The sequence below is a fragment of the Polaromonas sp. AER18D-145 genome (genome assembly GCF_002379095.1).
GTDB lineage: Bacteria > Pseudomonadota > Gammaproteobacteria > Burkholderiales > Burkholderiaceae_C > Polaromonas.
Genome location: NZ_NBZV01000034.1, coordinates 41,780 through 66,787, shown reverse-complemented (window position 1 = coordinate 66,787; position 25,008 = coordinate 41,780). Strand labels below are relative to the sequence as shown.

Genomic DNA, 25,008 nt, shown 5'->3' with positions numbered 1-25,008 from the left:
CCCCTATCCCCTGCCCTCGCCCCGCTGGGCGATGGAGGGGGACTTCATTTGGCTGCGTGTGCTGCGCTCGCGTGCAAACATGAAAAACGCTTGACTTCGACATGACGCGCTGCGCGCGTCATGTCTCCCCGCACCCGAACCCGCATTCGTTCCCCCACCCGTCGGGCTGGGCCGAGGAGCGCAGCCGAAAGCGGATCAGGGCGAGTGATTGTTTGAGGCGAAGCCGAGTTCGAGCTCGACCCCGCTTTCGGCGAGCACCGCAGGCTGCCCGCAGCGAAGCGAAGGGTCCCAGACCATCGGGTCGCCTTTTCTTTTGCTTACTTTTCTTTTGGCGACGCAAAAGAAAAGTGAGTTGCCGCCGGGCAACCCCCGGCTTGTAGGCAAACCCCAAACATCAGAAGCAACGAAAGCTTCAACAAATCCGGCCTAAGCAGCTCGAAGCAGTGCAACCCGCTACAAAGTGTGGCTCCTGTCGCCCTGCGCAAACCCCAGCGCCTGCCAGCCATTCCACGGACAGTCCTTCGAGTCAACGGCAAAGGCTATGACCTTGAACAACTCCCCCATCTCATGTTCATTGATCAGTTTCTGCACCATGACGCGCTCGGCCAGCGGCGTATCTTCCATGCCGTCCAGCACGCCGCAATTGAGCAGAAAGCGCGCCTGGCTGGTGTAACCCAGCACCTGGAAACCGGCCTCCTGCCCGGCCAGCGCAATGCCGCTGAAGTTGACGTGCGCGGTGACGTCCTTCTCGCCCACGTCCTGCAGCGCATCGGCATCCAGCAGGTGAGCGCGGTGGCACATGACCGTGCCCATGCTGCGCTGCGAGTGGTAATACTCGTGTTCGGGGAAACCGTAGTCGAGCAGAAACACCGCGCCGGCCTGCAACCGGTCGGCCAGGGTGCGCACAAAGGCCTCGGCCTGCGGGTGGATTTCGGTCAGGTAGTCGTGGCTGCCCGCCACGTCGAGCGGCGGCCGCAAGGCGGTCGGCTGATCCGCCGGAACAAACACACCGTCGTGAACGGCGACGCCGCGCTCCTGCCAGACGCCGCCCACGCGGGCCAGCAGCTGCACCGGCATGGCGTCCAGCACCTCGTTGCCGACCACCACGCCCTGCATCTGCGCCGGCAGTTCGCTGACCCACTGCACGGTGTCACCCCAGGCGGCCAGGCGCTCGCGCTGGTGCGCCTGCAGGCTGCCGGAGAGATCCACAATCGTGTAGCGCCTGAGCTGCGGCCCCAGGGCCTCGAGCAGTTGCTGCGCCAGCGCGCCGGAACCCGCGCCGAATTCCCAGACCTCCGTGGTCCCGGTGGCTGCCAGGGCCTGCGCCACCTGGCGCGCCAGCGCCAGGCCAAAACGCGGGGAAAGCTCGGGCGCGGTGACAAAATCGCTGCCGCCGCCCTTCACGCCCGCGGGCATGAGGCCGAACTGGCGCGCATCACGGGCGTAGTAGCCCAGCCCCGGGGTGTACAGGGCCATGGCCATGAAACGGTCAAAACCGATCCAGCCACCGGCCGCGGTGATGGCCTCGCGGATGTGGGCGGCCAGGGGGCTCGTTAAACTAGGGGGTGTCGTCATGGGAGAGGTGCTCACCCCCGGATTGTCGGCGATTGCCCTGCCTCCAGCTTGCCCAACCTTCACCACATGAAACCAGCGTCTCCCGCTCCTGTTGTTCTCGTTACCGGCGCCGCCAGGCGGCTGGGCCGCGAGATCGCGCTGGCGCTGGCCGCAGGCGGCTGGCGTGTGGCCGTGCACTACCGCGGCTCGAAGGAGGACGCTACCAAAACAGTAGCTGACTGCATAGCACTGGCGGTGGATTCAGAGCTTTTTTATGCTGATCTTGAGGACGAGACGGCCGTCCGCGGCCTGTTGCCACAAGTGATCCAGCACTTCGGCCAGGTCGATGCGTTGGTCAACAACGCCTCCACCTTCGAACACGACAGCGCCGCCAGTTTCAGTTTTGCATCCCTTGAAAAACACATGCGCAGCAACACCGGCGCGGCGATCGTGCTGGCGCAGGCCCTGCACGCCCACGTGCTGGCGCGGCAGGCCAGCGGGGCGGTGACTGAGCCAACCGGCCGGTTTGCGGTCATCAACCTGCTGGACCAGAAACTCTGGAACCCCAACCCCGATTTTTTCAGCTACACCCTGTCCAAGGCGGCGCTCGAAGCCGCCAACACCATGCTGGCCATGGCGCTGGCGCCGCAGGTGCGGGTGGTGGGCGTGGCCCCCGGACTGACGCTGACCAGCCATCTGCTGAGCGACGAAAAATTCCAGGCCCTGCACAAGCTCTCGCCGCTGGGCCGCTCGTCCAGCGCGGCCGACGTGGTGGCCACCGTCAAGTTCGCGCTGGAAAATGCATCCATCACCGGTACCACGCTGCTGGTGGACGGCGGACAGCACCTGCTGAAATTCGAGCGCGATTTCTCACTGATGTGAGCGCACCCTCCTACACCGCCACCTCTTGCCCTCCATGCAGACTGACTTCACCATGTTCAACACCCGTGGCACCCAGATCCTGACGCTGACCGGACTGCGCTTCGACGCCAACCTCGGCATCCTGGAGCAGGAAAAAAGTGCGCCGCAGCCGATCCAGGTGGACGCCGAACTCAACCTCGGCACGCAGCCGCTGCTGCCCAGCGACGACGACATCCACCATGTGCTGGACTACCGCAAGGTGCGCCAGATCATCATCAACGAATGCACGGCCGAACATGTGAACCTGCTGGAAAGCCTGATCGGCAAGCTGGCGCACCGGCTGATGCTGCTGCCCGGCGTGCTGGGTGTGCGCGTGAAAATTGCCAAACTTGAAATTTTTGACGACTGCGAAGTGGCCATTCGTGTCGAGACCGGCCAGTGGTAAAGCACCACACCGACAACCTGAGGTAAATCCATGAGTGCCGTATTGAATGAAATGATGAATGACGCCGCCGGTGAAGACGCTGCGGCCACGGCCAAGGTGGGCCTGAAGATAGAACGCGAGGAACACAAGCTCGAAAAACGCCTGTGCCGCGAGGTTGGCCGCGCGATTGTCGACTTCAACATGATCGAGGAAGGCGACAAGGTCATGGTCTGCGTGTCGGGCGGCAAGGACAGCTACGCGATGCTGGACATCCTGCTCAAGCTGCAAAAGCGCGCGCCCATCAACTTCGAGCTGATCGCCGTCAACCTCGACCAGAAGCAGCCCGGCTTTCCCGACCACATCCTGCCGCAGTACCTGGAAAAACTCGGTGTGCCTTTCCACATCGAGACGCAGGACACCTACAGCATCGTCAAGCGCGTGATCCCCGAGGGCAAGACCATGTGTTCGCTGTGTTCGCGCCTGCGCCGCGGCATTTTGTACCGCGTGGCCGAGGAGCTGGGCGCGACCAAGATCGCGCTGGGCCACCACCGCGACGACATGCTGCAGACCTTTTTCCTGAACATGTTTTTTGCCTCGCGCCTCAAGGGCATGCCGCCCAAGCTGGTCAGCGACACCGGCAAACACGTGGTGATCCGGCCCATGGCCTATGTACCCGAGAAAGACCTGATCAAGTGGGCGCAGGTGCGCGACTTCCCGATCATCCCGTGCACGCTGTGCGGCAGCCAGCAGAACCTGCAGCGTGTGCAGGTCGGCAACATGCTGCGCGAGTGGGACAAGAAATTTCCGGGCCGCCTCGAGAACATGTTCACCTCGCTGCAAAACGTCGTGCCCTCGCACCTGATGGACGGCAAGTTGCACGACTTCAAGGGCATTCGCAGCACCGGCATGCCGGACCCGGAAGGCGACAAGGCCTTTGACATGGAAGAGTTTTTTGAACCCGTCCGGCCCGGACTGGGCGTCGTGACGCTGTAAGTCTTACAAGCCATTCAGACCTGGAGGCCTTATGTACAGAGCGCTGAAAGCTATCATTTTTGCAGCAACGCTGGTGGGGCTGCTGGGCGGTTGCGCCAGCAGCCGCGTGGTCGGCAGCGAGGTCAACAGCTTCGCCCGGTGGGCACCTACACCGCCGGCACCGGGCAGCGGCTACCGCTTCGAGCGTTTGCCCTCGCAGCAGGCGGACATATCCCAGGCCCGGCTGGAAGGCCTGGCCCAGGCCGCGCTGGCCAGGGTCGGCCTGCAGCACAACCCGCAGGCCGCAAGCCTGAGCGTGCAGGTCAGCGCCAGCTCCCAGCCCATGTTGCGCTCGCGCTGGGACGGCGGCTACTACCCCTATGGCAACCCCAACATCTTCATCGGCGGCGGCAGCGGTGGCGGCGGCGCCAATGTCGGCTTCAGTTTCGGTTTTCCGCTGGGCGGCATGGAGACGCCGATTTACCGGCGCGAAGTCAGCATCGTGATGCGCGAGCTGCGCAGCAACGTGGCCGTGTATGAAACGCGCGCGGTCAGCGAGGAGCCCTGGTTGGACACCGACCCGGTGCTGTCGGCCATGCTGGACGCCGCCCTACGCGGCTTTCCGGTGCCGCCGGCCGGGCCGCGCCGTGTTAGCGTGGAAATACCCCGCTAACCATGTCGGCCCCCACGCTTGTCGCTTCGCGTGCCTACGGCGGTGCGCTGCCCCTTGCACGAAGAAGAGGGGCGCTGCGCCTGCGGCCCGGCAGAGCTGGTTCCGCGGCCCCTGCTGGTCTGGAGAGGCCGCCTGCGCTTCGCGATCGGCGGCATTTTGCGAGGCTGCGCGGTGAGTGAATCCGCGCGCGTGCTGGCCATCCGCCACGGTGAAACCACCTGGAATGTGGACACCCGCATCCAGGGCCAGCTCGATGTCGGGCTCAACGACACTGGCCGCTGGCAGGCCGAGCGCCTGGCCCGTGCGCTGGCGGAGGAACCCATACGCGCCATTTACGCCAGCGACCTCGGGCGCGCCCATGAAACGGCGATGGCGATCAGCCGCGCCACCGGTGTGGCGGTGACCGCCGAACAAGGCTTGCGCGAGCGGCATTTTGGCGAATTCCAGGGCAAGACCTTTGCCGAGATCGAAGCCGTTCTGCCCGAACAGGCCAGGCGCTGGCGCACACGCGACCCGGCTTTTGCCCCGACCGGCGGCGAGTCGCTGCTGCAGTTGCGCGAACGGGTGGTCGCCACCGCCGAAAAACTCGCGGCGCGCCATGCCGGCGAGTTGATCGTGCTGGTCGGCCACGGCGGCGTGATGGACGTGTTGTACCGGGCCGCGACCCGGCTGGACATCCAGGCGCCGCGCACCTGGGCACTGGGCAATGCGGCCATCAACCGCCTGCTCTGGACGCCGAACGGTTTCACACTGGTCGGCTGGGCCGACACCCAGCACCTGGACAACAACAACTCCCTCGATGAAACGACCACCTGATGCACCTGCTGTCTGACCTGCTGGGCCGCCCTGCCGCGGCCATCGACACCCCCGCGCTGGTGATCGACCTCGACGCGATGGAGCGCAACCTGGACCGCATGGCGGCGTTCGCGGCGCAGCACGGCGTCATGCTGCGGCCACACGCCAAGATGCACAAAAGCGCCACCCTGGCCAGGCTGCAGATGGCCCGCGGCGCGGTCGGCGTCTGCGTCCAGAAAACCTCGGAAGCCGAAGCGCTGGCGGCGCTGGGCGTGAACAACATCTACATCAGCAACGAGGTGGTCTCGCCCTTCAAGCTCAAGCGCGTGATGGCGGTCGCCAGGGAGCTGCAGGCGCTGGGCGGCCAGCTGGCCATCGCGGTCGACAGCCTCGAAGGCCTGCGCCGGCTGGCCCAGGCCGCGCACGGCCAGCATGCGGCCATCCGCGTCTTCATCGAAATCGACGTCGGCCATGGCCGCTGCGGCCTGGCGCCAGGCGCGCCCGCCGTCGCACTGGCCAATGAGATGGCTCTGCACCCGGCGCTGCAGTTTGGCGGCCTGCAGGCCTACCACGGTCGTGCCCAGCATTTGCGCACCGTGGCAGAGCGGCAGGCCGCGATTGCGCAGGTGATCACCCATGTGCAGACCACCCGGGCCGCGCTGCAGGCGGCCGGCCACGCGGTACCGCTGGTCACCGGCGCAGGCACCGGCACCTTTGCGCTGGAAACCGCCAGCGGCGTGTACGGCGAGTTGCAGGCGGGCTCCTACCTGTTCATGGACAGCGACTACGCCGACAACGAGCGCGACCCGGCGCAACCGCCCTTCGAACACGCGCTGTTTGTCAAAAGCCAGGTCATGAGCGTCTGCGCCAGCCACGCGGTGGTGGATGCCGGACACAAAAGCCACGCCATCGACTCCGGCCTGCCGGCGGTGCACGGCCTGGCACTGGACTACGCCAACGGCGGCGATGAACACGGCATCCTGCGCGGCGCGGTGCTGCCGGCGCTGGGCGACACGGTGTGGCTGATCCCCGGCCACTGCGACCCGACCGTCAACCTGCACGAGCACCTGCTGGGCGTGCGTGGCGGCCTGGAACATGGCAAGGTCGAGCAGATCATTAAGGTGGATGCCAGAGGTGCGTTGACCTGAGTAAACAGGAAACCCAACGTCGGCCCTGACTAAGCTGCTACACGGGAATGGATTTGATGGACTTGTTAGAGAGCGTCACCGATTTCTCCACCATCTGTTGATTCTTGCAAGCGTTCTGTTTATGTTCCATCCCAAACCAAATACATTTGGCTTCAGATGAAAATCCGTCAACACCTCTCGAGGCGGTTCGCTTCCAACAAATGTTTCTAGCCGCGGTGCGAGGTTAGAAAGGTCTTGAAAATCCACCATAACTTCGCGAGCATCAGTGTAGATGTCCTCCAAGAAGTGGCGCAAAGATTCGTCCTTCAACGCCCCATAAACGTAGTCGTTCCTAAACCGGAGGATTGAGTCGTCTTCATGCTTTGCACTGTCATAGAGCTGCCGCACAATCTTCACATGAGCATCGCGAACTCCGCTGGGTAGTTCGGAAACCAATCTCTTAAGATCTGCCGCGTATCTGCCGAACAGCTCGGAAAACTTCGCACAGAAGGCGAGAACGGCTCGAGGATTTTGCAGGCGCTCTTTTTCTGCCTCAACGCGAATCGAATGAGCCCGCAAGTTGGCCGCAGCCTGACTGGTGTTTCGCTCCCAGTCGCGTAAATGCATCAAGATATCAGCCAGCGAGACGCCCGTGTAATCGGTCATCCCCGCGAAAGTACTGCGTTCGATTGTCATGTATGTCTATTTTCCCACTCCACAGCACTTGGCCGGATGCTTACGTGGAATGTAACGTGACCGGCGTTGAATTGAATATGGCGGGCTGAAGTTTTTCTGTATGGCCAATAGATTACCGCGAAGAGCAGTTTGTCCGTAACGAAACCGCTGGGGGTCTCACTGTCGGTCCTGCCTTGCAGGCTGGGCAAGAGACTGCAAAGAGTACGGTTTGGCTAAGCCCGTTATCAGGGTTGTTGCCAGAGGCGCTTTGACCTGCGCTGCGACAAAATGGCAGGATGACCCCAAGCCAGATCATCGTCCTCGCCACCCCGGTTTTTTTCCTGCTGATCGCGATCGAGTTCGCCTGGGGCTATGCGAAGGGCCGCAACACCTACCGCCTGAGCGACGCGATCAACAGCATCAGCCTGGGCATGCTGAGCCAGATCAGCGCGGTGTTCACGCGGCTGTTCCGCATCGGCATCTACACCGCCATCTATTCGTCGGTGGCGCTGTTTCCCGACGAAGCCTTCTGGACCACCTGGTACGGCTGGCTGATCGCCCTGGTCTTCTACGACTTCTGCTACTACTGGCTGCACCGCGCCGGCCATGAAAGCGCGGTCTTCTGGGCCGCGCATGTGGTGCACCACCAGAGCCAGGACTACAACCTGTCCACGGCGCTGCGCCAGACCAGCAGCGGCGCCCTGCTCGGCTGGATTTTCTACGTGCCGATGGCGATTGCCGGCGTGCCGCCGCTGGTCTTCGGCGTGGTCGTGCTGATCGACCTGCTCTACCAGTTCTGGGTGCACACCGAACACGTGCCCAAGCTCGGCTGGTTCGACCGCTGGTTCTGCTCGCCGTCCAACCACCGGGTGCACCACGCGGTCAACGACAACTATGTCGACAGGAACTACGGCGGCATCCTGATCGTCTGGGACAGGCTCTTCGGCAGCTTCCGCGAGGAAGACGAGAAATGTATTTACGGCACACGCAGCCCGCTCAACAGCTGGGACCCGCTGTGGTCCAACGCCGAGGTGTACTGGGCCCTCGCCAAAGACGCCTGGCACGCCAGGAACTGGGGCGACAAGCTCCGCATCTGGTTCAAGCCGCCCGGTTGGCGCCCGGCTGACGTGAGCGCGCGTTTTCCCAAACCGCCTTTTGACATCACGCGGCTGCAGCGTTACCACCCGACCATGAGCCGCCCCCTGATGTGGTTCGGCGCCGTGCAGTTTGTCCTGCTGTTGCAGGGCGTCGCCCTGTTCCTCTGGTACGCCGACAGCCTGCCGGCCTCGCACTCGGCGATCTGGCTGGGGGTGCTGGCCACCGGGCTCTGGGCCGTGGGCGCTGCGCTGCAGGGCCGCCTGACGATGACCGAGGTGCTGCTGATCGAGGCCGCGGCACTGGCAACGGCAACCAGCACCTTGGGACTGGTGGAACTGCACCGCGTGTTCAAGCCGCTGGCGCTTGGTTTTGCTCTTGTTTTTGTAGCTACTCGCGCTTATTCCACAAGGGTTTCAGGCAGATTTGATATATATCTTCTGGCGGGGCTGGCCTTTTCACTGGCTGGTGACTGCTTTCTGATATTTCCGGGCTTCTTCATCCCCGGTCTGCTGTCTTTCCTGATCGCACACCTGTTTTACATCGCCCTGTTCAAGCAGGGCCAGCCCTGGTTTCCAAGCCGGCGCGCGCTGGCCGCCACCTTGGGCGTCGGTGCGCTGATGTACGCCTTCCTGCTCAACGGGCTCAACCCGGTGCTGCGTTTTGCCGTGGCCGCCTACGTGATCGTGATTGCATTGATGGCCGCGCAGGCGATCGGCCGGGCCACGGTGCTGCGTGACCGTGCATCGCTGGGCGTGGCCATCGGTGCCGGCTTTTTCATGCTCAGTGACGCGCTGCTGGCAACCAACAAGTTCGCCCAGCCCCTGCCCATGGCACAGCTGTGGGTGCTGGGCACCTACTACATCGCGCAGCTCCTGATCGTGCACAACGCGCGGCCCGCCACTTCAGGGCAGCGAACGAGCTGAGCGCACAGCCGCAACGTGCATCTCGCGGCGATAGGGAAGCGCATCCGTCGGTGCGGGCCTACAGATGGCGGCCCCCCGGCTTCCTATGCTTTTGCATTTCAACAGGAGTTTTCATGCAAGAGCAATCCACCGACCGCCACCCCATCAGCAACTTGGAATATGACTGGATCACGCTGATCCAGAACAAGGCGCAAGCGCTCATGGCCTACGACCAGTACATCAAGGATGCCGAGCAGGCCGGCTCCGCCGAATGCGCCGCATTTTTCCGAAAGGTGCACGACAGCGACAAGGCACAGCTGGCCGAGGCCAAGGGCCATCTGGTGGCCGTGCTCCAGGGAAAAATGGGCAATCATTGAGACTTCCATAAATCACGACAGCAATCCACTTCCGTTCGCCCTGAGCTTGGCCTGTCCTGAGCTTGTCGAAGGATCGAAGGGCCCTTCGTCAAGCTCAGGGAAGGCTTCGACAGGCTCAGCCCGAACGGTGGGGTGTCACGAATTACGGAAACATCCGTGGGGGCCGACGGGCCAGAAAGCGTTAGCCGGCAGGGCCACCAAGCAGTGTGCGCCGGGGTGGTCAGTCTGCCTGGCACCACCGACCGGACGCCGGGCACACACTGGCCGGGCCGCCGTTCAGCCAGACCTGCTCATCGTCCAGCAGCAGGGCAGTCGAAGGGTCGGTGTCGAAGCGGATCCCCAATGCCTGCCCGACAGCGGTGTTCTCCATGGGCAGCTCCCAGCTCAGAAAAACCAGGCTGCAGTCCTGCCCAGCTGGGAAATCGGCGGCATCAAAGCCGGGGCCGCGGCGCTCGATCACGGCATGCGGCTGACCGGTATCGAAAACCACCGCCGTGCCCCGGCGCAGGGGAATGCGAAAACCTGTTGCCGGAAAATGCAGGTCCAGCCCCTTGTCCTCGCTCAGAAAGAGATTGCAGAAGGCCGCGCCGCCATACTGCGCGCCGTCGTGGTGGTACCTCGCGCCGCGGCAGGCCATCAGGGCGACCTCAGAAGAAGCCAGCACCTCCTGCAGGCCCAGCGTGTGTACCCAGTCCGACACCGCCTGCACGCAGCGCCGGTAGTCCGGCCAGCGCGCACGCGCTCGCACCAAAGGCAAGGCCTCGACGTCGCCGGGCTCCAGTTCCAGGTGCAGCAAGATATCCCTTTCCCAGTCGGCCACCAGCCTGGCAGGAGGCGCAGGCACGTCAACCGTGCCCGACAGCACGACATCACTCACGCTGCGGCTGCGCATGGCATCGCCACTGCGGAAATAGGCAGCCAGGCGGTCTCGCACGCGGGGTGGTGGTGGAGAGGTGCTCATCTGCACCAGTGTAGTCAGGCGGCGCGAGTCCCCGAGCAAGGGTGTGACCGCAGAGCTGGCCTAAACGCGGCAGTTGCCTGAGAATGGCACACCTTGAACTGAAATCGTGACGGCGACTTTGTCAGATTCAATCTTCCTGTGTAAACATGCAGTCGATCAAGCTAATTCCATGACTACAAGCATCTTTTTCGATTTTTCTGTGCCATGTTATCTGACAAGGCGCCATGTTATTCCGCAGTTTTGCGGGATATATCAGAGTTAGGATTTTTTATAGTGTCCCAAATCAGCATATTTTGATGGAAGCGACCTATCCTTGATAAAAAACCAGCCTGATCACGAACCAGAGGGGGGATGGGTTGCCGTCCTTGGGGCTGGAACGGTGCTCGGACTAATTTCCCTCCTTGCGCTCACCGCCGTCGCTGGGTGGCCCTGGGTAGCCGAATTCCTCAAATCAAGTGCTCCTGCTTGGATCCAAGCAATTGGATCGGTCGCGGCAATCGTGGCTGCGCTCGCAGTCGTTCAACGCCAACATTCACTAGAGATCAAAAGAAAGAAGGCCGATGAAAGAGCCGAGCAAATCCGAAGAGTGAGAACGCTGAGAGTCGTATTCTTTTCTGCGGCGCGGACCTGCGAAAGTGTCGCTCGCTCCGTCGGTCGCCCCCATGTCTATTGGCCAGAGGAAGCTACACAACTCCGAGAAGTCAGATCACGCCTCCTGTCTCTGGACCCGATGCAAATTCCAATGGGGAAGCTCGTTCTTCTTATCGAAGAATGCGTAATGAGGCTTCAGAGCTGCGTGAAGCTAACCGAAGAGCTTGTAACACCGCGCCCCAAGCATGTAGAGGAGGTCATTCGCGCAGCTTTGATGAATGCCGCACGGGAATGCTGGCTAGGCCTGTACGAGGCAACAGGTGCAGAAGGAAAACTGATCCGTGGGGAAGAGATCGAATCAGAAGCGAGCGTCTTCGATGACTTCCAAGAGAGCAGGCGCCACCTAGATCAAATCAGGGCAAGCTTTAAACAAACAGATGCGTCGAGCACTTCCGAAAATCTCTGAATGCCACGTTGATTTCAACGAAAGTTCAACATCGTGCCCGCGAGCCCCGGCCTAACGGGCAGTTCAACGCGGACGCGAATAAGGGCCATGGCCCATGTTGGTGCCCTCCGCCTTCGGGCTCCGGCGCCGGTTAACCTGGGACGTTAAATGTCTGCTTTTCCCGGTGGACTTCTTCACCCTTTTCTTAAACAACTTTTCTGAGCCCAATCGATGGTGACTGTCTTCTGAGGACGCTCAAGAAGGGTCGCGTTTCTGCTGTTTAACCAGCGATACCCGCGGATCAACCTGCCGGCGCGTGGGTCACAGCTTCGTCGCGCGCGATGCGCCCGTCGATCAACTCGATCAGCCGATCGCAGCGCGCTGCCAGACGCGGGTCGTGGGTGACCACCACAAAGGTAGTACCGAGTTCGACGTGCATACGCCGCAACTGCACAAACACCTCGTCGGACGACGCTGTGTCGAGGTTGCCGGTGGGTTCGTCGGCCAGCACCAGCGCCGGCTCCATCACCAGGGCGCGGGCAATCGCGACGCGCTGCTGCATGCCGCCCGACAGTTCGGCCGGCCGCTTGTCCATGGCGTTGGCCAGGCCGACCGAGGCCAGCAGCGCACGGGCATGCTCGCGCTGCTTCGCGCTGACGTGGCCGCCGCGCATCAGCGCGGGCAGCGTGACGTTTTCCAGCGCCGTGAAGGCCGGCAGCAGGTGATGAAACTGGAACACAAAGCCCAGGGTGCTGCGCCGCAGCAGGGTCAGGGCCGCGTCGTCCAGACCGTGCACCTCCTGGCCCTGCAGCCGGTAGCTGCCGGCCGTCATACCCTCGAGCAGGCCGACGATGTTGAGCAAGGTGCTTTTGCCCGAGCCGGAGGGGCCGATCAGTGCGATGAATTCGCCGCGTTGCACCTGCAGCGACACGCCGTGCAGCACCTCGGCCTCGCTGGGCAGGCCCAGGTTGTAGCTCTTGCGGACCTCACCCATGTCGATCAGCGCGCGGGAGTCGGTGGCTGCCGTCATGGGGTCACATCCGTATCGCCTGCGCCGGGTCCAGCGCCGCGGCGCGCCGCGCCGGCGCTACCGCGGCCAGCACACCACACACGGTAGCGATCAGCGCCACCTGCAGCGCCGTGGCCAGCGGCAGTGTGATGACAAACAGCGGCAGCCCGTCGGAGCCGCGCACGAAGGTCGTAAACAGCCAGATCATCAGCACGGCCAGTGCAATGCCGAGCGCCGAGCCGAGCGCGCCCACCACCGCGCCCTGCACCAGGAAAAGCCGCAGGATCTGCCCGCGCGTGGCACCCATGGCGCGCAGGATGCCAATCTCGCGGCGCTTTTGCACGACCGACACCACCAGCACGCTGGCAATGCCCAGCACCACCACCACCAGCACCACCCCGCGTATCAGCGCCGTGCTGACCGACTGGGCGTTGAGGGCAGACACCAGCTGCGCGTTGCTCTCCTGCCAGCTTTCGATCTTGTAGGGAAACTGCTGGCGCAGGTCACTGGCCAGCGCCTGGGCCGACCAGACGTCTTTCACGGTCAGGTCCAGGCTGGTGGCGCCGCCGGGCAGGCCCAGCAGGTTTTGCGCCGCGCGCAGCGGCACGATGACGGTGCGCCGGTTCAGGTCCTTGACGCCGAGGTCCACCAGCGCGGTGACACGCACCGAGTCGCTGACCAGGCCGGTCTGCACGGTCAGGCGGTCACCGGCGCGCACGCCCAGATCGGCCGCCAGTTCACGGCCCACGATGGCCTCGCCCGGCGCCAGCCGCGCGGTGCCGCTGATCACCTTGCTGCGCAGCCCGACGACACGGTCGTAGCGGTCCAGGTCCACGCCCATCAGCGCAATCGCCTGGGTGGCTTCGCCGCGCAGGGCCAGGCCGGCGCCCGACACCATGGGGGACACGCCGGCGATGCCCGGCATGGCTTCGAGCAGCGGCAGCAGCGCCTGCCAGTTGGCGACAGAGCGCAGGCGCTGGGCGCGCGGCTGGGTGTCGGTCAGCGCGGTGGTGCCCGGCTCGGCCGGCCAGGCGGGCGTGACCACGTCGTCCGGCGCACGCACGCTGATGTGCGCCTGCGCGCCCAGGGTCTTGGTCAAGGTGCTGCCCTGCAGGCCGCTGATCAGCGCCGAAATGTAGGCGATGACCGCCACACCGGCTGCCACGCCGACGATGATGAGCACGGTCTGCATGCGCCCCTCGCGCAGGAAACGCAGCGCCACGCGCCATTCAAAACCAAGCCCGGGGATCATGCCGCTTCAGCGCCCGATAGCGTTGCTCATGGCCGAGCCCGCTTCGGACGTGGCCGCGGCCCTGGCGACCGGCTGCCCCGGCGTCCAGGCCACGGCGCGCGCGCGAATCCGGGCGCCGGCCGGGACGTTGCTGCCCAGCAGCACGGCGTCACTTTCAGCCAGGCCCTCGAGCACCTCGGCCGCGTCCAGCGTGCGCAGGCCCAGGCGCAGCTGGCGCTCCTGCGCGCGACCCGCGTCGGCGACCAGCACCGTCGCTGTGGCGGGCGAGGTCTGGCTACGCAGGGCGCTCAGCGGCAACACCAGGGCGCGTTCGCGCCGGCCGGTTTCGACCTCGACCGACAGGGTCATGTCTTCCCGCAAAAAGGCCGGTGCCTGCTGCTCGAGCGCAAACTTGACTTCGATCGCGCCGCGCTGGGCATCGACCGCGGGGGCAATCGACAACACGCGGGCGGCAAAACGCTGGTCGGCAAAAGCGTCGGCCACCACAGCCGCCTTCTGCCCCGGCTGCAGCTGGTCGAGGAAACGCTCGTCCACCTGCGCCGTGAGTTGCGTGGGGCCGACCAGCGCCAGGCTCATCAGGGCCTTGCCGGGCTGCACAATCTGCCCCGGCTCGACATCGCGTGTCAACACACGTGCATCGGTCGGTGCCAGCACGGCCGCCTGCGCCAGGCGGGCGCGCGCCGCCGCCGTGGCGGCGCTGGCCAGCGCCAGTTGCGCCTGGGCCTGGGCCACGTCGGTCCCGGCATCGGCGTTGGCCTGGGTCTGTGCGCGGGCGCCGGCCTGCTGCGCACGGGCCACTTCGACGGCGCGCCGGACTTCATCGAGCCGCGCTTCGCTGAGAAAACCCTGCGCCACCAGCTGCTGGGTGCGTGCCAGCTCGGCCGCGGCCGCCTTCAGCGTCGAGTCGGCCTGCGCCAGGCTGGCCTGGGCGGCCGTCCGGCCGGTGCTGCGCAAGCCGGCCAGCCGCGCCTGGGCCTGGCGCTCGGAAGCCAGCGCCTGCGTCACGGCGGCGCGCAGCTCCTCGGTTTCGAGCTGGACCAACACGTCGCCCTGGCGCACCTGCGCACCTTCGGCCACCCGCACCTGGGCGACGCGCCCGGTCACGGTGCTGCCCACGTCCACGCGCGACAGGGTCGCCACGCGGGCAGAAAACTGCAGGGTCCGCAGCAGCGGCGCATAACGCAGTTCCAGCACATCGACCCGGGGACTTTTCTGGACAAACCAGGCCGCGCCGGCTGCCACCACAACCATGGCCGCGACCCCCATCCAGATCCAGCCGCGCTTCAGGGAAAGGGTGTGTGCCAGGCTCATGGGGAGTTCAGGTTCCGGGTTCAAACAACCCTGCGCCGGTTCCGGGCGGTGTCACGCCCAGATGCCGGTAGGCCGCCAGCGTCGCGATGCGGCCGCGCGGCGTGCGCTGCAGATAACCCTGCTGGATCAAATAGGGTTCGATGACGTCTTCAATCGTGTCGCGCTCTTCGCCGATGCTGGCGGCGATGTTGTCGAGGCCCACCGGGCCGCCGTCAAAGCGGTGGATCACCGCTTCGAGCAGCTTGCGGTCCATCACGTCGAACCCCTGGGGATCGACATCCAGCATGGCCAGCGCCTTGTTGGCGATGTCCAGGGTGATGTGGCCTGCGCCCTTGACCTCGGCATAGTCGCGCACGCGGCGCAGCAGGCGGTTGGCAATGCGCGGTGTGCCGCGCGAACGGCGTGCAATTTCAAAACCGCCGTCTTCGTCCATCGGTACCTTGAGCAGGCCCGCGCTGCGCCGCACGATGCGCGCCAGCTCGTCGGCGCTGTAGAACTCCAGCCGCGCAACGATGCCGAAACGGTCGCGCAGCGGGTTGGTCAGCATGCCGGCGCGGGTGGTGGCACCCACCAGGGTGAAAGGCTGCAGGTCGAGCTTGATGGAGCGCGCCGCCGGGCCTTCGCCGATCATGATGTCGATCTGGTAGTCCTCCAGCGCGGGGTACAGGATCTCCTCGACGACCGGGCTCAGGCGGTGGATCTCGTCGATGAACAACACATCGTTTTTCTCGAGATTGGTCAGCAGCGCGGCCAGGTCCTTGGGCTTTTCCAGCACCGGCCCCGAGGTCTGGCGCAGGTTCACGCCGAGCTCGTGCGCAATGATGTGGGAGAGCGTGGTCTTGCCCAAGCCGGGCGGGCCGAACAGCAGCACATGGTCCATGGCTTCGCTGCGTTTGCGGGCCGCGCCTATGAAAATCTCGAGCTGCTCGCGCACCTTCGACTGGCCCACGTAGTCGTCGAACAGCTTGGGCCGCAAGGCGCGTTCTATCGCTTCCTCGTTGGGCGAGGCCGGCGCAGCCGACATGACCCGCTTCACCGGCGGCACGCCGGACATGTCGAAGTCGTCGGTTTGTATGCTCATTTAGCGAGGGCTTTCAAAGCCAGCTTGATGCCGTCGCTGACACCAATGTCTTTCGGCAGCGCCTTGAGCGCCAGCGCCGCATCGCGGTCGCTGTAACCCAGGGCCACCAGGGCCTGCAGGATGTCGGACTGCATGTCGTCGGCCACGCTGACCGTGATGCCCATGTCGGCGCCGAGTTTGCCCTTGAGTTCGAGCAGCAGGCGTTCGGCGGTTTTTTTGCCGATGCCGGGCACCTTGATGATGCGGCCGGCTTCCTGCTGGGTCACGGCCTGGGCCAGCTCGTCCACACTCATGCCGCTGAGCACGCTGAGCGCGGTACGCGGGCCGACGCCGGAAATCTTGATCAGCTGGCGAAAGGCGGCACGTTCGCTGGTGCTACCGAAGCCGTACAGGAGTTGTGCGTCCTCGCGCACCACAAAGTGCGTCAGCAACGAGACTTTTTCACCCAGACCGGGGAGGTTGTAGAAGGTGCTCATGGGCACCAGCACCTCGTAACCCACGCCGTTGCAGTCCACCAGCAGTTCCGGGGGGTTCTTTTCGGCCAGCAGGCCACTTATTCTTCCGATCATGGGCAAATCTTAGCAGTCGTGCCCGCACGCCCGCTGACTTGAATATCGGGGGACAATCACCCATCTGTCTGCCTTGCTTCAAGGAAAACACCCTTTTGATCCTCCGCTACACCTTCACCCCGCCGAACAACACCCGCATGGGCCACCTGTGCGGCCCCATGGACTCGCACATCCGCACCGTCGAGGCGGCGCTGCAGGTCACGATTGCGCACCGCTTCGAGCAGTTCAAGATCGACGGACCCAAGGCCAAGGCGCAGCAGGCGTTGGAAGTGTTGCAGGCGCTGTATGAAATGGCGCAGCGCCCGATTCCCGAGGAAACCGTGCAGCTGATGCTGGCCGGCGACACCGCGCTGAGCATCGCCCCCGACGGTGCGATGGCGCTGTCCACCCGCCGTGCCGACCTGCGCGCGCGCACCACCAACCAGGGCGCCTACCTGGAAAACATCGCCACCCACGACATCACTTTCGGCATCGGCCCGGCCGGCACCGGCAAAACCTACCTGGCCGTGGCTTGCGCGGTGGATGCGCTGGAGCGCAGCGCGGTGCAGCGCATCGTGCTGACGCGCCCGGCGGTCGAGGCCGGTGAGCGCCTGGGTTTTCTGCCCGGCGACCTGAACCAGAAGGTGGACCCTTACCTGCGCCCGCTGTATGACGCTTTGTATGAACTGATGGGTTTTGAGCGAGTGCAGAAGGCCTTCGAGCGCCAGCAGATCGAAATCGCGCCGCTGGCCTTCATGCGCGGCCGCACGCTGAACCACGCCTTTGTGATCCTTGACGAGGCGCAGAACACCACACCCGAGCAGATGAAGATGTTTTTGACCCGCATCGGCTTTGGCGCCAAGGCGGTGATCACCGGCGACGTCAGCCAGGTCGATTTGCCGCGCACGCAGCTCAGCGGGCTGATTGATGCCGAACGTGTGCTCAAGCGCGTCAAGGGCATTGCGATCACCCGCCTGACCAGCGCCGACGTGGTGCGGCACCCCCTGGTGGCGCGCATTGTGGACGCCTATGACGGCTACAAGGGCAAAACCCCGGGCATCGACGACGCTATCGATTCGATAGTGCCTGTCGCCCGCCCCACAAGGACAAAGAGCCGAAATGGCTCTTAAAAATTTGGCCCTGTCGCTTCAATTCGGCGACATCAAGGACGCCCGTCGCCACCGCGCAGCCCTGCCGCGCCACAGCGTGGCGCGCTGGATACGCCATGCGCTGGACAGCGATGCCGAAATCACCGTGCGTATCGTGGACGCCGAAGAAGGCCAGGCGCTGAACCGCAGCTACCGGCAAAAAGACTACGCCACCAACGTGCTGACCTTCGACTACACGCAGGCACCGCTGGTCACGGCCGATCTGGTGCTGTGTGCGCCCGTGGTGGAACGCGAGGCCCGCGAGCAGGGCAAAACCCTGCAGGCGCATTACGCCCACCTGCTGGTGCACGGCACGCTGCACGCCCAGGGCTGGGACCATGAAACCGGCGAGTGGGATGCACTCGAAATGGAAACGCTGGAAATCCTGCTGCTGGCGGCGCTGGGGTTTGACAATCCCTACTGAGGCACCGCTACCGCCTTGCGGTCGGCTTACGGCTGTCACGCAACGCTAGTTGGCCAGTGGCGCCAAGCGGTACAGACGGATGGCGTTCTCGCTGGCGACCTTGCTCTGCAGTTCTGGCGGCAGTTGCTCGATCAGGCCACGCAGGTTGCGCATGCCTTCCTCACTCGAGCCGCGCACAATGCCATTGCGGCCATAAAAAGCATCGCTGCCCAGCATGAACCGGTCGGGAAATTCCCTTATCAGATCGATCCACACGGGCTTGAGCCTGCCGTCAGGGTCGAGCGCGGCGGACGGCCGCGGCAAACCGCGGTTCAGCCGAAAACTCATGAAAAGATTGGGATGCGCCTGGAGCATCTGCCGCACCAACTCGGGCTGGCGCGTCGGCACCGGTTCCAGGCCGACGTGCGACCAAACAATGCGCGTCTTGTGGTTGTACGACAGCAACCGTTTCAGCGCCGGCAGGTTGGCCTGGAGTTGCCGCGGATTGAGCAGGTTAGGGCGCAGAGCCTCGGGTAGCGGCATGTCTTCGGGCACCAGGTCGCAGTGCAGATCGATCGGGATGCCGTTTTCCGCGGCGATGTCGGCCAGCAGCAAAAGCAGGGGATGGTCTGGTGGGGCATCTTCATAAGCATGCTTGGGGCCCATCGCCGGGATGGACACATGCAGCGCAGATATTTCCCCAAAGCCGACGGCGCCCGCAGCAACGATCTCCAGCGCGCGTTTACGAAATTTTGCGCGCACTTCATCGGTCACCGCACTTGGCGCCGTGCCGTGGATCATGATGTTCAGGGAACTGCCACCCAGCAGGGCAAACCGCCCGGGATTGGCCTTGACGGCGAACTGCAGGTCTTCGATGTCGTAGAACCACTGCGGCGTCAAGGTGGCAAAGGGCGACGGCATCAGCAGAGATCGTGCGATGTTCATCCGGTCCATGTTGGCGAGCGCGGCCTTGTGCGAGGCTTCCAGGTCCTTGTAGGGGATCGTCTGGAAATGCGCGTGCGTGTCGATCAGCGGAACCGGATCGGCCCGGGACAGGGTGGCCAGCAACACAAGGGCGGTGGCGCTCAGGAATTTTCTCATGCGTGCGTCCTTCGGGCGGGAGCCACCCATGGGTTTTTGCCGCGCATTGTAGCGGCCAGCGAGGCAGGTTCGCGATGGCGGTCCGCCGCGGGAAGCCGCACCAGAATTCTGAAAAGCTGGCCTCCAGCCCACATCGGACAGGCGCAAATAGCTTTTAACTCACAGCGGTTCGATCCGCAGGGGGATCGTCACCGGCCCGTCATTGACCAGGTGCACCTGCATGTCCGCCGCAAACTGCCCGGTCTGCACCAAGGGATGCGCCAGCCGCGCCTGCGCTACAAAGTAGTCATACAGCCGGCGCCCCTCATCGGGCGCCGTTGCACCAGTGAAGCTGGGCCGGTTGCCGCCCGACACATCGGCGGCCAGCGTGAACTGGCTCACGACGAGCAGGCCACCGGCCACGTCCTGCACGCTGCGGTTCATCTTGCCGGCCTCGTCTGAAAAGATCCGCAGTTTCAGAATTTTGGCGAGCAGCTTGTCGGCCTGCGCATCGGCATCACCGCGCTCGGCGCACAGCAGCACCAGCAAGCCGGCGCTGATCTGGCCAACCACTTCACCACCCACCACCACACGCGCCTGGCTCACGCGCTGTATCACGCTGATCAAATCAGGTCCTTCTTGTCGTCAAAGTGCGCTTCCACGTCCGAAGGCAGCAGCTCGATGGTGGCGCGCAGGCCCGGCACGGCACTCATCAGCGCCTGCTCGACACTGGCGCGGACCGCAGCTGCACGCCCGAGTGACCAGCTGGCCGGCATGTGCATGTGCATGTCCACAAAACGGCGCTGGCCCGAGCGGCGTGTGCTGATGTGATCAAAGCGGATGGTGTGGTGCTGGAACTCCTCCAGGGTCTTGTGAATGTCGGCCAGCACCTCGGGCTCCACCGCCTCGTCCATCAGGCCCTGCGACGAGCGCCACATCAGGTGGCCCCCTTCCCAGAGGATGTTCAGTGCCACTCCGATCGCCACCAGCGCATCGAGCCACAGCCAGCCCGTCAGCGTGACGGCCCCGATGCCCACGACCACGCCCGCCGAGGTCCAGACGTCGGTGACCAGGTGCCTGGCATCGGCTTCAAGCGCAATCGAGCGGTGCGCCCTAGCGGAGCGGAACATGAGCCAGGCCAGCAGGCCGTTGAGACCCGAGCTGGCTACGGACAGCGCCAGACCCCAACCCACCTGTTGCAGGGGCTGCGGGTCAAAAATCCGGTGGCCCGCCGCCCAGATGATGGCCAGTGCCGCGGCGATGATCAGCACCCCCTCAAACCCGGAGGAGAAATACTCGGCCTTGTGGTGCCCGTAGGGATGCTCGTCGTCGGCAGGCCGCTGCGCAATCGTGACCATGGTCAGCCCGAAGATCGCGCTGGCCAGATTGACGAAGGACTCCATGGCGTCGGCCAGCAAACCCACCGAGTCGGTGATGTACCAGGCCCCGGTTTTCAGCACGATGGTGACAAGCGCCACCACCACCGAAGCCATCAGCAGGCGTTGCGGTGTCAGGGATTGCAGTGTGGGCAGCTTCATGGCTTGCCCACGCTTCAGGAAAGCGTCACGCGGGCGAACTTCCGCTTGCCGACTTGCACGACGTAGGTGCCGGCGCCCAGCTTGAGCGCCTTGTCGCTGACCACGCTGGAGTCCACGCGCACGCCGCCTCCCTCGATCAGCCGGTTGCCCTCGCCGGTGGAGGCGGCCAGCCCCGCCGTCTTGAGCAGCGCGGCAATGCCCAGCGGTGCGCCACTCAGCGCGACTTCGGGGATCTCGTCAGGCACACCGCCCTTGCTGCGGTTGATGAAGTCCTGCTCGGCGGCGTCTGCCGCGGCGGTGGAATGGAAACGGGCCGTGATCTCCTTGGCCAGCGCCACCTTGGCGTCTTTCGGGTTGCGCCCGCCCTCGACTTCCTTCTTCAGCGCGGCGATCTCGGCCTCGGTCTTGAAGCTCAGCAGGGTGAACCACTTCCACATCAGCACGTCCGAAATCGACAGCACCTTGGCAAACATGGTGTTGGCATCTTCGGAAATGCCGATGTAGTTGTTCTTGCTCTTGGACATCTTCTCCACGCCGTCCAGCCCCTCGAGCAGCGGCATGGTCAAAATGCATTGCGGCTCCTGGCCGTATTCGACCTGCAGGTGGCGGCCCATCAGCAGGTTGAACTTCTGGTCGGTGCCGCCGAGTTCCAGGTCGGCCTTCAAGGCCACCGAGTCATAACCCTGCATCAGCGGATAAAGGAACTCATGCACGCTGATCGGCGTGCCGGCCTTGAAACGGTCATGAAAATCGTTGCGCTCCATCATGCGCGCCACCGTGTATTTGGCAGTCAGCTCGATCATGCCGCGTGCGCCCAGCGGGTCGCTCCACTCGCTGTTGTAGCGGATCTCGGTCCGGGCCGGGTCCAGCACCAGGGAAGCCTGGCGGTAGTAGGTGTCGGCGTTGGCCTTGATCTGCTCCGGTGTCAGCGGAGGACGCGTGTTGTTGCGGCCCGACGGATCGCCGATCAGGCTGGTAAAGTCGCCGATGAGAAAGATGACTGTATGGCCCAGATCCTGGAGCTGACGCATTTTGTTCAGCACCACGGTATGTCCGACATGAATGTCAGGCGCGGTCGGGTCCAGCCCCAATTTGATGCGCAGCGGAACACCGGTAGCCTCCGAACGCGCGAGTTTTTTCAGCCATTCATCCTGGGGAATCAGTTCCTCACAGCCCCGCAGGGACACGGCCAAGGCCTCCCTGGCACGGTCCGTCACGGGAAAGTTTGTAACAAGCTCTTGATTCATAAGGGTTTTTCACAGGTCGGGCAGTTGTCTGACAGATATAATCGCGTTTCTGCCGTTGCGGGGCCCGAAGCAGGTTGGCCCGCAAATTGCAAACCGATTCTAAGTTGTTGCACCGTCCGTCTTTTGCAGGGGAGTGCACAACACCATCATCAGTCGCTATCAGGCCGCTTCTGCGGCCTGAAGCCTACAAAGGTTGGGAACCCCAGTTTTGATCAAGACCGATCTCGCTTACGCGCTGCAAGCAGTCACAAACCTGCTTCGCCGCCATCCTAAAAGAATCACAGGCACGCTGGCAGCCTTGCTGCTGGGAACCGGGGTCACCGCCTTCGGCGTCGCACCGCTCGCGCCCGATGCTGCGGACCTGCCGGTCCGCCAGGTCCTGGAAGCCGTCCAGAGCCTGCCCACCGAGGCACAGACCGAAGCCTTGGGCAATTTCCAGTTCAAGCTGTTTCGCAGCGAAACCACGCGCAGCACCGACACGGCCGACGCCCTGCTCAAGCGCCTGAACATTGACGACGCCGCAGCCGCTGCCTTTTTGCGCAGCAATGCCAACGGTCGCCTGACCCTGATGGGCCGCCCCGGCAAGAATGTCACGGTTGAAGCGACAGACAACAACCAGCTGCTCAAGCTGACCGTGCGCTGGGCCACCGACGACGAGGAAAAATTCACCCGGCTGGTGGTCGAACGTGCGGCGGACAACCGTTTTTCGTCCCGCGTGGAAACTGCGGCTTACACCAGCTCGACCCAGCTGGCCAGTGGCACCATCCGTACCTCCCTGTTTGCCGCCACCGACGATGCAGGAATCCCTGACGCCGTGGCGGTCCAGATCGCAGAAATTTTCTCGGGCGATATCGACTTCCACCGCGCCCTGCGCAAAGGCGATCGTTTCAGCGTGGTTTACGAAACGCTGGAAGCCGACGGTGAAGCGCTGCGTACCGGCCGGGTGGTCAGCACCGAATTCATGAACAACGGCAAGACACTTCAGGCCATGTGGTTCCGCGACCAGGCGGGCGGCAACAGCACAGCCAAAGGTGGCTACTACACACTCGACGGCCAGAGCCTGCGCCGCGCCTACCTGGCCTCGCCCATGGAGTTCTCGCGTGTCAGCAGCGGCTTCAAGATGCGTTTTCACCCCATCCTGCAGACATGGCGCGCCCACCTCGGTGTCGACTACGCCGCGCCGACAGGCACGGCCGTGCGCAGCATCGGCGATGGCGTGGTCGAGTTTGCCGGCGTGCAAAACGGGTTTGGCAACGTCGTGTTTGTCAAACACCGCAACAACCACACCACCGTGTATGCCCATTTGAGCCGTATCAACGTGCAAAGAGGCCAAAGCGTGAGCCAGGGGCAGAACGTCGGCGCCGTCGGCTCGACCGGCTGGGCCACCGGGCCGCACCTGCACTTCGAATTCCGCGTCAACGGCGCCCACCAGGACCCGATGACCATTGCCCAGCAGAACGAAACCGTTCCCCTGTCGGCGGCAGCGCAACCCCTGTTCCGCAAACTCGCAGGCAATGTGAAGCAACAGCTGCAGGCTGCAGCGGACATCACGCAGACCCGGGCTGAATAAACAGGCCCCCACGGTCGCGCACTGCGTGTCGCTTCCTGCCCCCCGAGGGGGCCGCTGCGCCTGCGGGCCGGCAAAGCCGGACCCGCGGCCCTGGCTGGTCTGAAGAGCTCCCACGGTCGCTCATCCATAAATCACTCCTCTAGTCACCCTTGCGGCAAAATGCCTCATGGCTGATTACTACATGGGGTTGATGTCGGGCACCTCGCTCGATGGCGCAGACGGCGTTCTGGTGGATTTCGGCCCCCCGGTGCCACGTGTCATGGCCTCGGCGTCCGCCCCCTTCCCGGCCACCTTCCGGGCCGAGCTGCTGGCGCTCAACACCGCCGGCCACAACGAACTGCACCGCGCTGCGCTGGCGGCCAACCAGCTGGCCCTGGTGTACGCACAGGTGGTCCGTGCCCTGCTGGCGCAGGCGGGCCGCCAGGGCATCACGACAGACCAGGTGCGCGCCATCGGCGCCCACGGGCAGACCGTGCGCCATCGGCCGCAGGAATTCGGGGACGACACGCTCAGTGGTGGATCAGATGCAGGCTACACGCTGCAACTGAACAACCCGGCCCTGCTGGCTGAACTCACCGGGCTGGACGTGGTCGCCGATTTCCGCACCGCTGACCTCGCGGCCGGCGGCCAGGGCGCGCCGCTGGTGCCTGCGTTTCACCAAGCCGTTTTTGCGCAGACCGAGCGCGCCGTCGCGGTCCTTAACATCGGCGGCATCAGCAACCTGACGCTGCTGCCGGCGCACGGCGGCCCGGTCACAGGTTTTGACTGCGGACCCGGCAACGCCCTGATGGACTTCTGGTGCCTGCAGCACACCGGCCAGCCTTACGACGCGCTAGGCGCCTGGGCGGCGTCAGGGACCGTGGTTCCAGGCCTGCTGGCGCGCCTGCTGGCGGCGCCCTACTTTGCCAAGGCGCCGCCCAAAAGCACCGGGCGCGACCTGTTCAACCCCGAATGGCTGGCCGGGCAGCTCAGCGGCCCGGAGGTCAGCGCACCGCAGGATGTGCAGGCCACCCTGACGGCATTGACGGCGCAGGCCTGCGCGCGCGACCTGATGCGCCACGCGCCCCACACCACCGAACTGCTGGTCTGCGGCGGCGGCGCCTTCAATGACGAACTGATGCGGCAGCTGGCCCTGGCCCTGCCCGGGGTGAGCGTCCAGCCCACCACCGCGCGCGGCCTGCCTCCACTGCAGGTGGAAGCCGCCGCCTTTGCATGGCTGGCCCGGGCCTGGCACCTGCGGCAACCGGGTAGCCTGCCAGCCGTCACGGGCGCCCGCGGCCCGCGCGTGTTGGGTGCCCTGTACCGGGCCTGCCAGGTGGCGCAGACCTGAGGTTTTAGCCAGCGGGCATGAAAAAAGGACCCGAAG

General features: G+C 64.4%; 25 protein-coding genes. 13 read left to right on the top strand and 12 right to left on the bottom strand.

What is annotated here, in order from left to right; all coding sequences use genetic code 11:
- Positions 1–453: 453 nt before the first annotated feature.
- Complete coding sequence (locus tag B7G52_RS16295) at positions 454–1,575, bottom strand: class I SAM-dependent methyltransferase (RefSeq protein ID WP_096698599.1); 1,122 nt, start codon at positions 1,573–1,575, stop codon at positions 454–456.
- Between the two features lie 66 nt (positions 1,576–1,641).
- On the opposite strand from B7G52_RS16295, the gene B7G52_RS16290 reads away from it, so the two are divergent.
- The 6 genes from B7G52_RS16290 (at position 1,642) to B7G52_RS16265 (ending at position 6,427) form a co-directional block, all read left to right on the top strand.
- Positions 1,642–2,436, top strand: coding sequence for an SDR family oxidoreductase (locus B7G52_RS16290; RefSeq protein WP_096698598.1), 795 nt, complete (start codon positions 1,642–1,644; stop codon positions 2,434–2,436).
- A gap of 52 nt (positions 2,437–2,488) precedes the next feature.
- Positions 2,489–2,860 carry a dihydroneopterin aldolase gene (locus tag B7G52_RS16285; protein ID WP_096698606.1) on the top strand — a complete coding sequence of 124 codons (372 nt, stop codon included), beginning with the start codon at positions 2,489–2,491 and terminating at the stop codon, positions 2,858–2,860.
- Positions 2,861–2,911: 51 nt separating this feature from the next.
- Positions 2,912–3,832, top strand: a complete 921-nt coding sequence (ttcA, locus tag B7G52_RS16280) for a tRNA 2-thiocytidine(32) synthetase TtcA (protein WP_240523491.1) — start codon at positions 2,912–2,914, stop codon at positions 3,830–3,832.
- 31 nt (positions 3,833–3,863) lie between these two features.
- The gene (locus B7G52_RS16275) at positions 3,864–4,484 is read left to right on the top strand and encodes a DUF4136 domain-containing protein (RefSeq protein WP_096698596.1); all 621 of its coding nucleotides are present in this window, start codon (positions 3,864–3,866) and stop codon (positions 4,482–4,484) included.
- A 171-nt stretch (positions 4,485–4,655) separates the two neighbouring features.
- Positions 4,656–5,300 carry a histidine phosphatase family protein gene (locus tag B7G52_RS16270; RefSeq protein ID WP_096698605.1) on the top strand — a complete coding sequence of 215 codons (645 nt, stop codon included), beginning with the start codon at positions 4,656–4,658 and terminating at the stop codon, positions 5,298–5,300.
- Positions 5,300–6,427 (top strand): DSD1 family PLP-dependent enzyme, encoded by a 1,128-nt coding sequence (locus B7G52_RS16265; RefSeq protein ID WP_096698595.1) that lies wholly within the window; start codon positions 5,300–5,302, stop codon positions 6,425–6,427. The genes B7G52_RS16270 and B7G52_RS16265 overlap by 1 nt, the downstream gene beginning before the upstream one ends.
- Positions 6,428–6,502: 75 nt before the next feature.
- Here the strand turns inward: B7G52_RS16265 and B7G52_RS16260 are convergent, their stop codons facing one another.
- On the bottom strand, positions 6,503–7,102 hold the full coding sequence (locus B7G52_RS16260) for a hypothetical protein (RefSeq protein WP_096698594.1): 600 nt from the start codon (positions 7,100–7,102) through the stop codon (positions 6,503–6,505).
- 275 nt (positions 7,103–7,377) lie between these two features.
- Between B7G52_RS16260 and B7G52_RS16255 the strand changes: the two genes are divergently transcribed.
- Together B7G52_RS16255 and B7G52_RS16250 are read left to right on the top strand one after the other, a co-directional pair.
- Positions 7,378–9,102, top strand: a complete 1,725-nt coding sequence (locus B7G52_RS16255) for a lysoplasmalogenase family protein (protein WP_096698593.1) — start codon at positions 7,378–7,380, stop codon at positions 9,100–9,102.
- 113 nt (positions 9,103–9,215) lie between these two features.
- Positions 9,216–9,458 carry a hypothetical protein gene (locus tag B7G52_RS16250; protein WP_096698592.1) on the top strand — a complete coding sequence of 81 codons (243 nt, stop codon included), beginning with the start codon at positions 9,216–9,218 and terminating at the stop codon, positions 9,456–9,458.
- Between the two features lie 220 nt (positions 9,459–9,678).
- Here B7G52_RS16250 and B7G52_RS16245 read toward each other — a convergent pair whose 3' ends face one another.
- The gene (locus tag B7G52_RS16245) at positions 9,679–10,419 is read right to left on the bottom strand and encodes a hypothetical protein (protein WP_096698604.1); all 741 of its coding nucleotides are present in this window, start codon (positions 10,417–10,419) and stop codon (positions 9,679–9,681) included.
- A 730-nt stretch (positions 10,420–11,149) separates the two neighbouring features.
- Between B7G52_RS16245 and B7G52_RS16240 the strand changes: the two genes are divergently transcribed.
- Entirely contained in the window at positions 11,150–11,476 is a 327-nt protein-coding gene (locus B7G52_RS16240) for a hypothetical protein (protein ID WP_141397477.1), read from the top strand.
- Positions 11,477–11,756: 280 nt separating this feature from the next.
- On the opposite strand, the gene B7G52_RS16235 is transcribed toward B7G52_RS16240, so the two are convergent.
- From B7G52_RS16235 to ruvA, 5 genes are read right to left on the bottom strand one after another with little or no spacing between them, the layout of a single operon-like run.
- Positions 11,757–12,485 carry an ABC transporter ATP-binding protein gene (locus B7G52_RS16235; RefSeq protein ID WP_096698590.1) on the bottom strand — a complete coding sequence of 243 codons (729 nt, stop codon included), beginning with the start codon at positions 12,483–12,485 and terminating at the stop codon, positions 11,757–11,759.
- A 4-nt stretch (positions 12,486–12,489) separates the two neighbouring features.
- Entirely contained in the window at positions 12,490–13,716 is a 1,227-nt protein-coding gene (locus B7G52_RS16230; protein WP_096698589.1) for an FtsX-like permease family protein, read from the bottom strand.
- A gap of 6 nt (positions 13,717–13,722) precedes the next feature.
- Entirely contained in the window at positions 13,723–15,027 is a 1,305-nt protein-coding gene (locus B7G52_RS16225; RefSeq protein WP_096698588.1) for an efflux RND transporter periplasmic adaptor subunit, read from the bottom strand.
- A gap of 7 nt (positions 15,028–15,034) precedes the next feature.
- A complete protein-coding gene (ruvB, locus tag B7G52_RS16220; protein WP_096698587.1) occupies positions 15,035–16,108 on the bottom strand; it encodes a Holliday junction branch migration DNA helicase RuvB in 1,074 nt (357 codons plus the stop codon).
- A complete protein-coding gene (ruvA, locus tag B7G52_RS16215; protein ID WP_096698586.1) occupies positions 16,105–16,677 on the bottom strand; it encodes a Holliday junction branch migration protein RuvA in 573 nt (190 codons plus the stop codon). The genes ruvB and ruvA overlap by 4 nt, the downstream gene beginning before the upstream one ends.
- 95 nt (positions 16,678–16,772) lie before the next feature.
- On the opposite strand from ruvA, the gene B7G52_RS16210 reads away from it, so the two are divergent.
- Together B7G52_RS16210 and ybeY are read left to right on the top strand one after the other, a co-directional pair.
- Positions 16,773–17,786, top strand: coding sequence for a PhoH family protein (locus tag B7G52_RS16210; protein ID WP_096698585.1), 1,014 nt, complete (start codon positions 16,773–16,775; stop codon positions 17,784–17,786).
- The gene (ybeY, locus tag B7G52_RS16205) at positions 17,776–18,228 is read left to right on the top strand and encodes an rRNA maturation RNase YbeY (protein ID WP_096698584.1); all 453 of its coding nucleotides are present in this window, start codon (positions 17,776–17,778) and stop codon (positions 18,226–18,228) included. The genes B7G52_RS16210 and ybeY overlap by 11 nt, the downstream gene beginning before the upstream one ends.
- A gap of 45 nt (positions 18,229–18,273) precedes the next feature.
- Here the strand turns inward: ybeY and B7G52_RS16200 are convergent, their stop codons facing one another.
- From B7G52_RS16200 to tyrS, 4 genes are all read right to left on the bottom strand, one after another.
- Complete coding sequence (locus tag B7G52_RS16200; RefSeq protein ID WP_170954787.1) at positions 18,274–19,308, bottom strand: amidohydrolase family protein; 1,035 nt, start codon at positions 19,306–19,308, stop codon at positions 18,274–18,276.
- A 159-nt stretch (positions 19,309–19,467) separates the two neighbouring features.
- Positions 19,468–19,914 carry a D-aminoacyl-tRNA deacylase gene (gene dtd / locus B7G52_RS16195; RefSeq protein ID WP_096698582.1) on the bottom strand — a complete coding sequence of 149 codons (447 nt, stop codon included), beginning with the start codon at positions 19,912–19,914 and terminating at the stop codon, positions 19,468–19,470.
- The gene (locus tag B7G52_RS16190) at positions 19,911–20,825 is read right to left on the bottom strand and encodes a cation diffusion facilitator family transporter (protein WP_096698581.1); all 915 of its coding nucleotides are present in this window, start codon (positions 20,823–20,825) and stop codon (positions 19,911–19,913) included. The genes dtd and B7G52_RS16190 overlap by 4 nt, the downstream gene beginning before the upstream one ends.
- A gap of 14 nt (positions 20,826–20,839) precedes the next feature.
- Complete coding sequence (gene tyrS, locus B7G52_RS16185) at positions 20,840–22,072, bottom strand: tyrosine--tRNA ligase (RefSeq protein ID WP_096698580.1); 1,233 nt, start codon at positions 22,070–22,072, stop codon at positions 20,840–20,842.
- Positions 22,073–22,283: 211 nt separating this feature from the next.
- Here tyrS and B7G52_RS16180 point away from each other — a divergent pair, with 211 nt between their 5' ends.
- Together B7G52_RS16180 and B7G52_RS16175 are read left to right on the top strand one after the other, a co-directional pair.
- The gene (locus tag B7G52_RS16180; protein ID WP_371329030.1) at positions 22,284–23,642 is read left to right on the top strand and encodes a peptidoglycan DD-metalloendopeptidase family protein; all 1,359 of its coding nucleotides are present in this window, start codon (positions 22,284–22,286) and stop codon (positions 23,640–23,642) included.
- Positions 23,643–23,808: 166 nt separating this feature from the next.
- Positions 23,809–24,972, top strand: coding sequence for an anhydro-N-acetylmuramic acid kinase (locus B7G52_RS16175; RefSeq protein ID WP_096698578.1), 1,164 nt, complete (start codon positions 23,809–23,811; stop codon positions 24,970–24,972).
- Positions 24,973–25,008 lie beyond the last annotated feature (36 nt).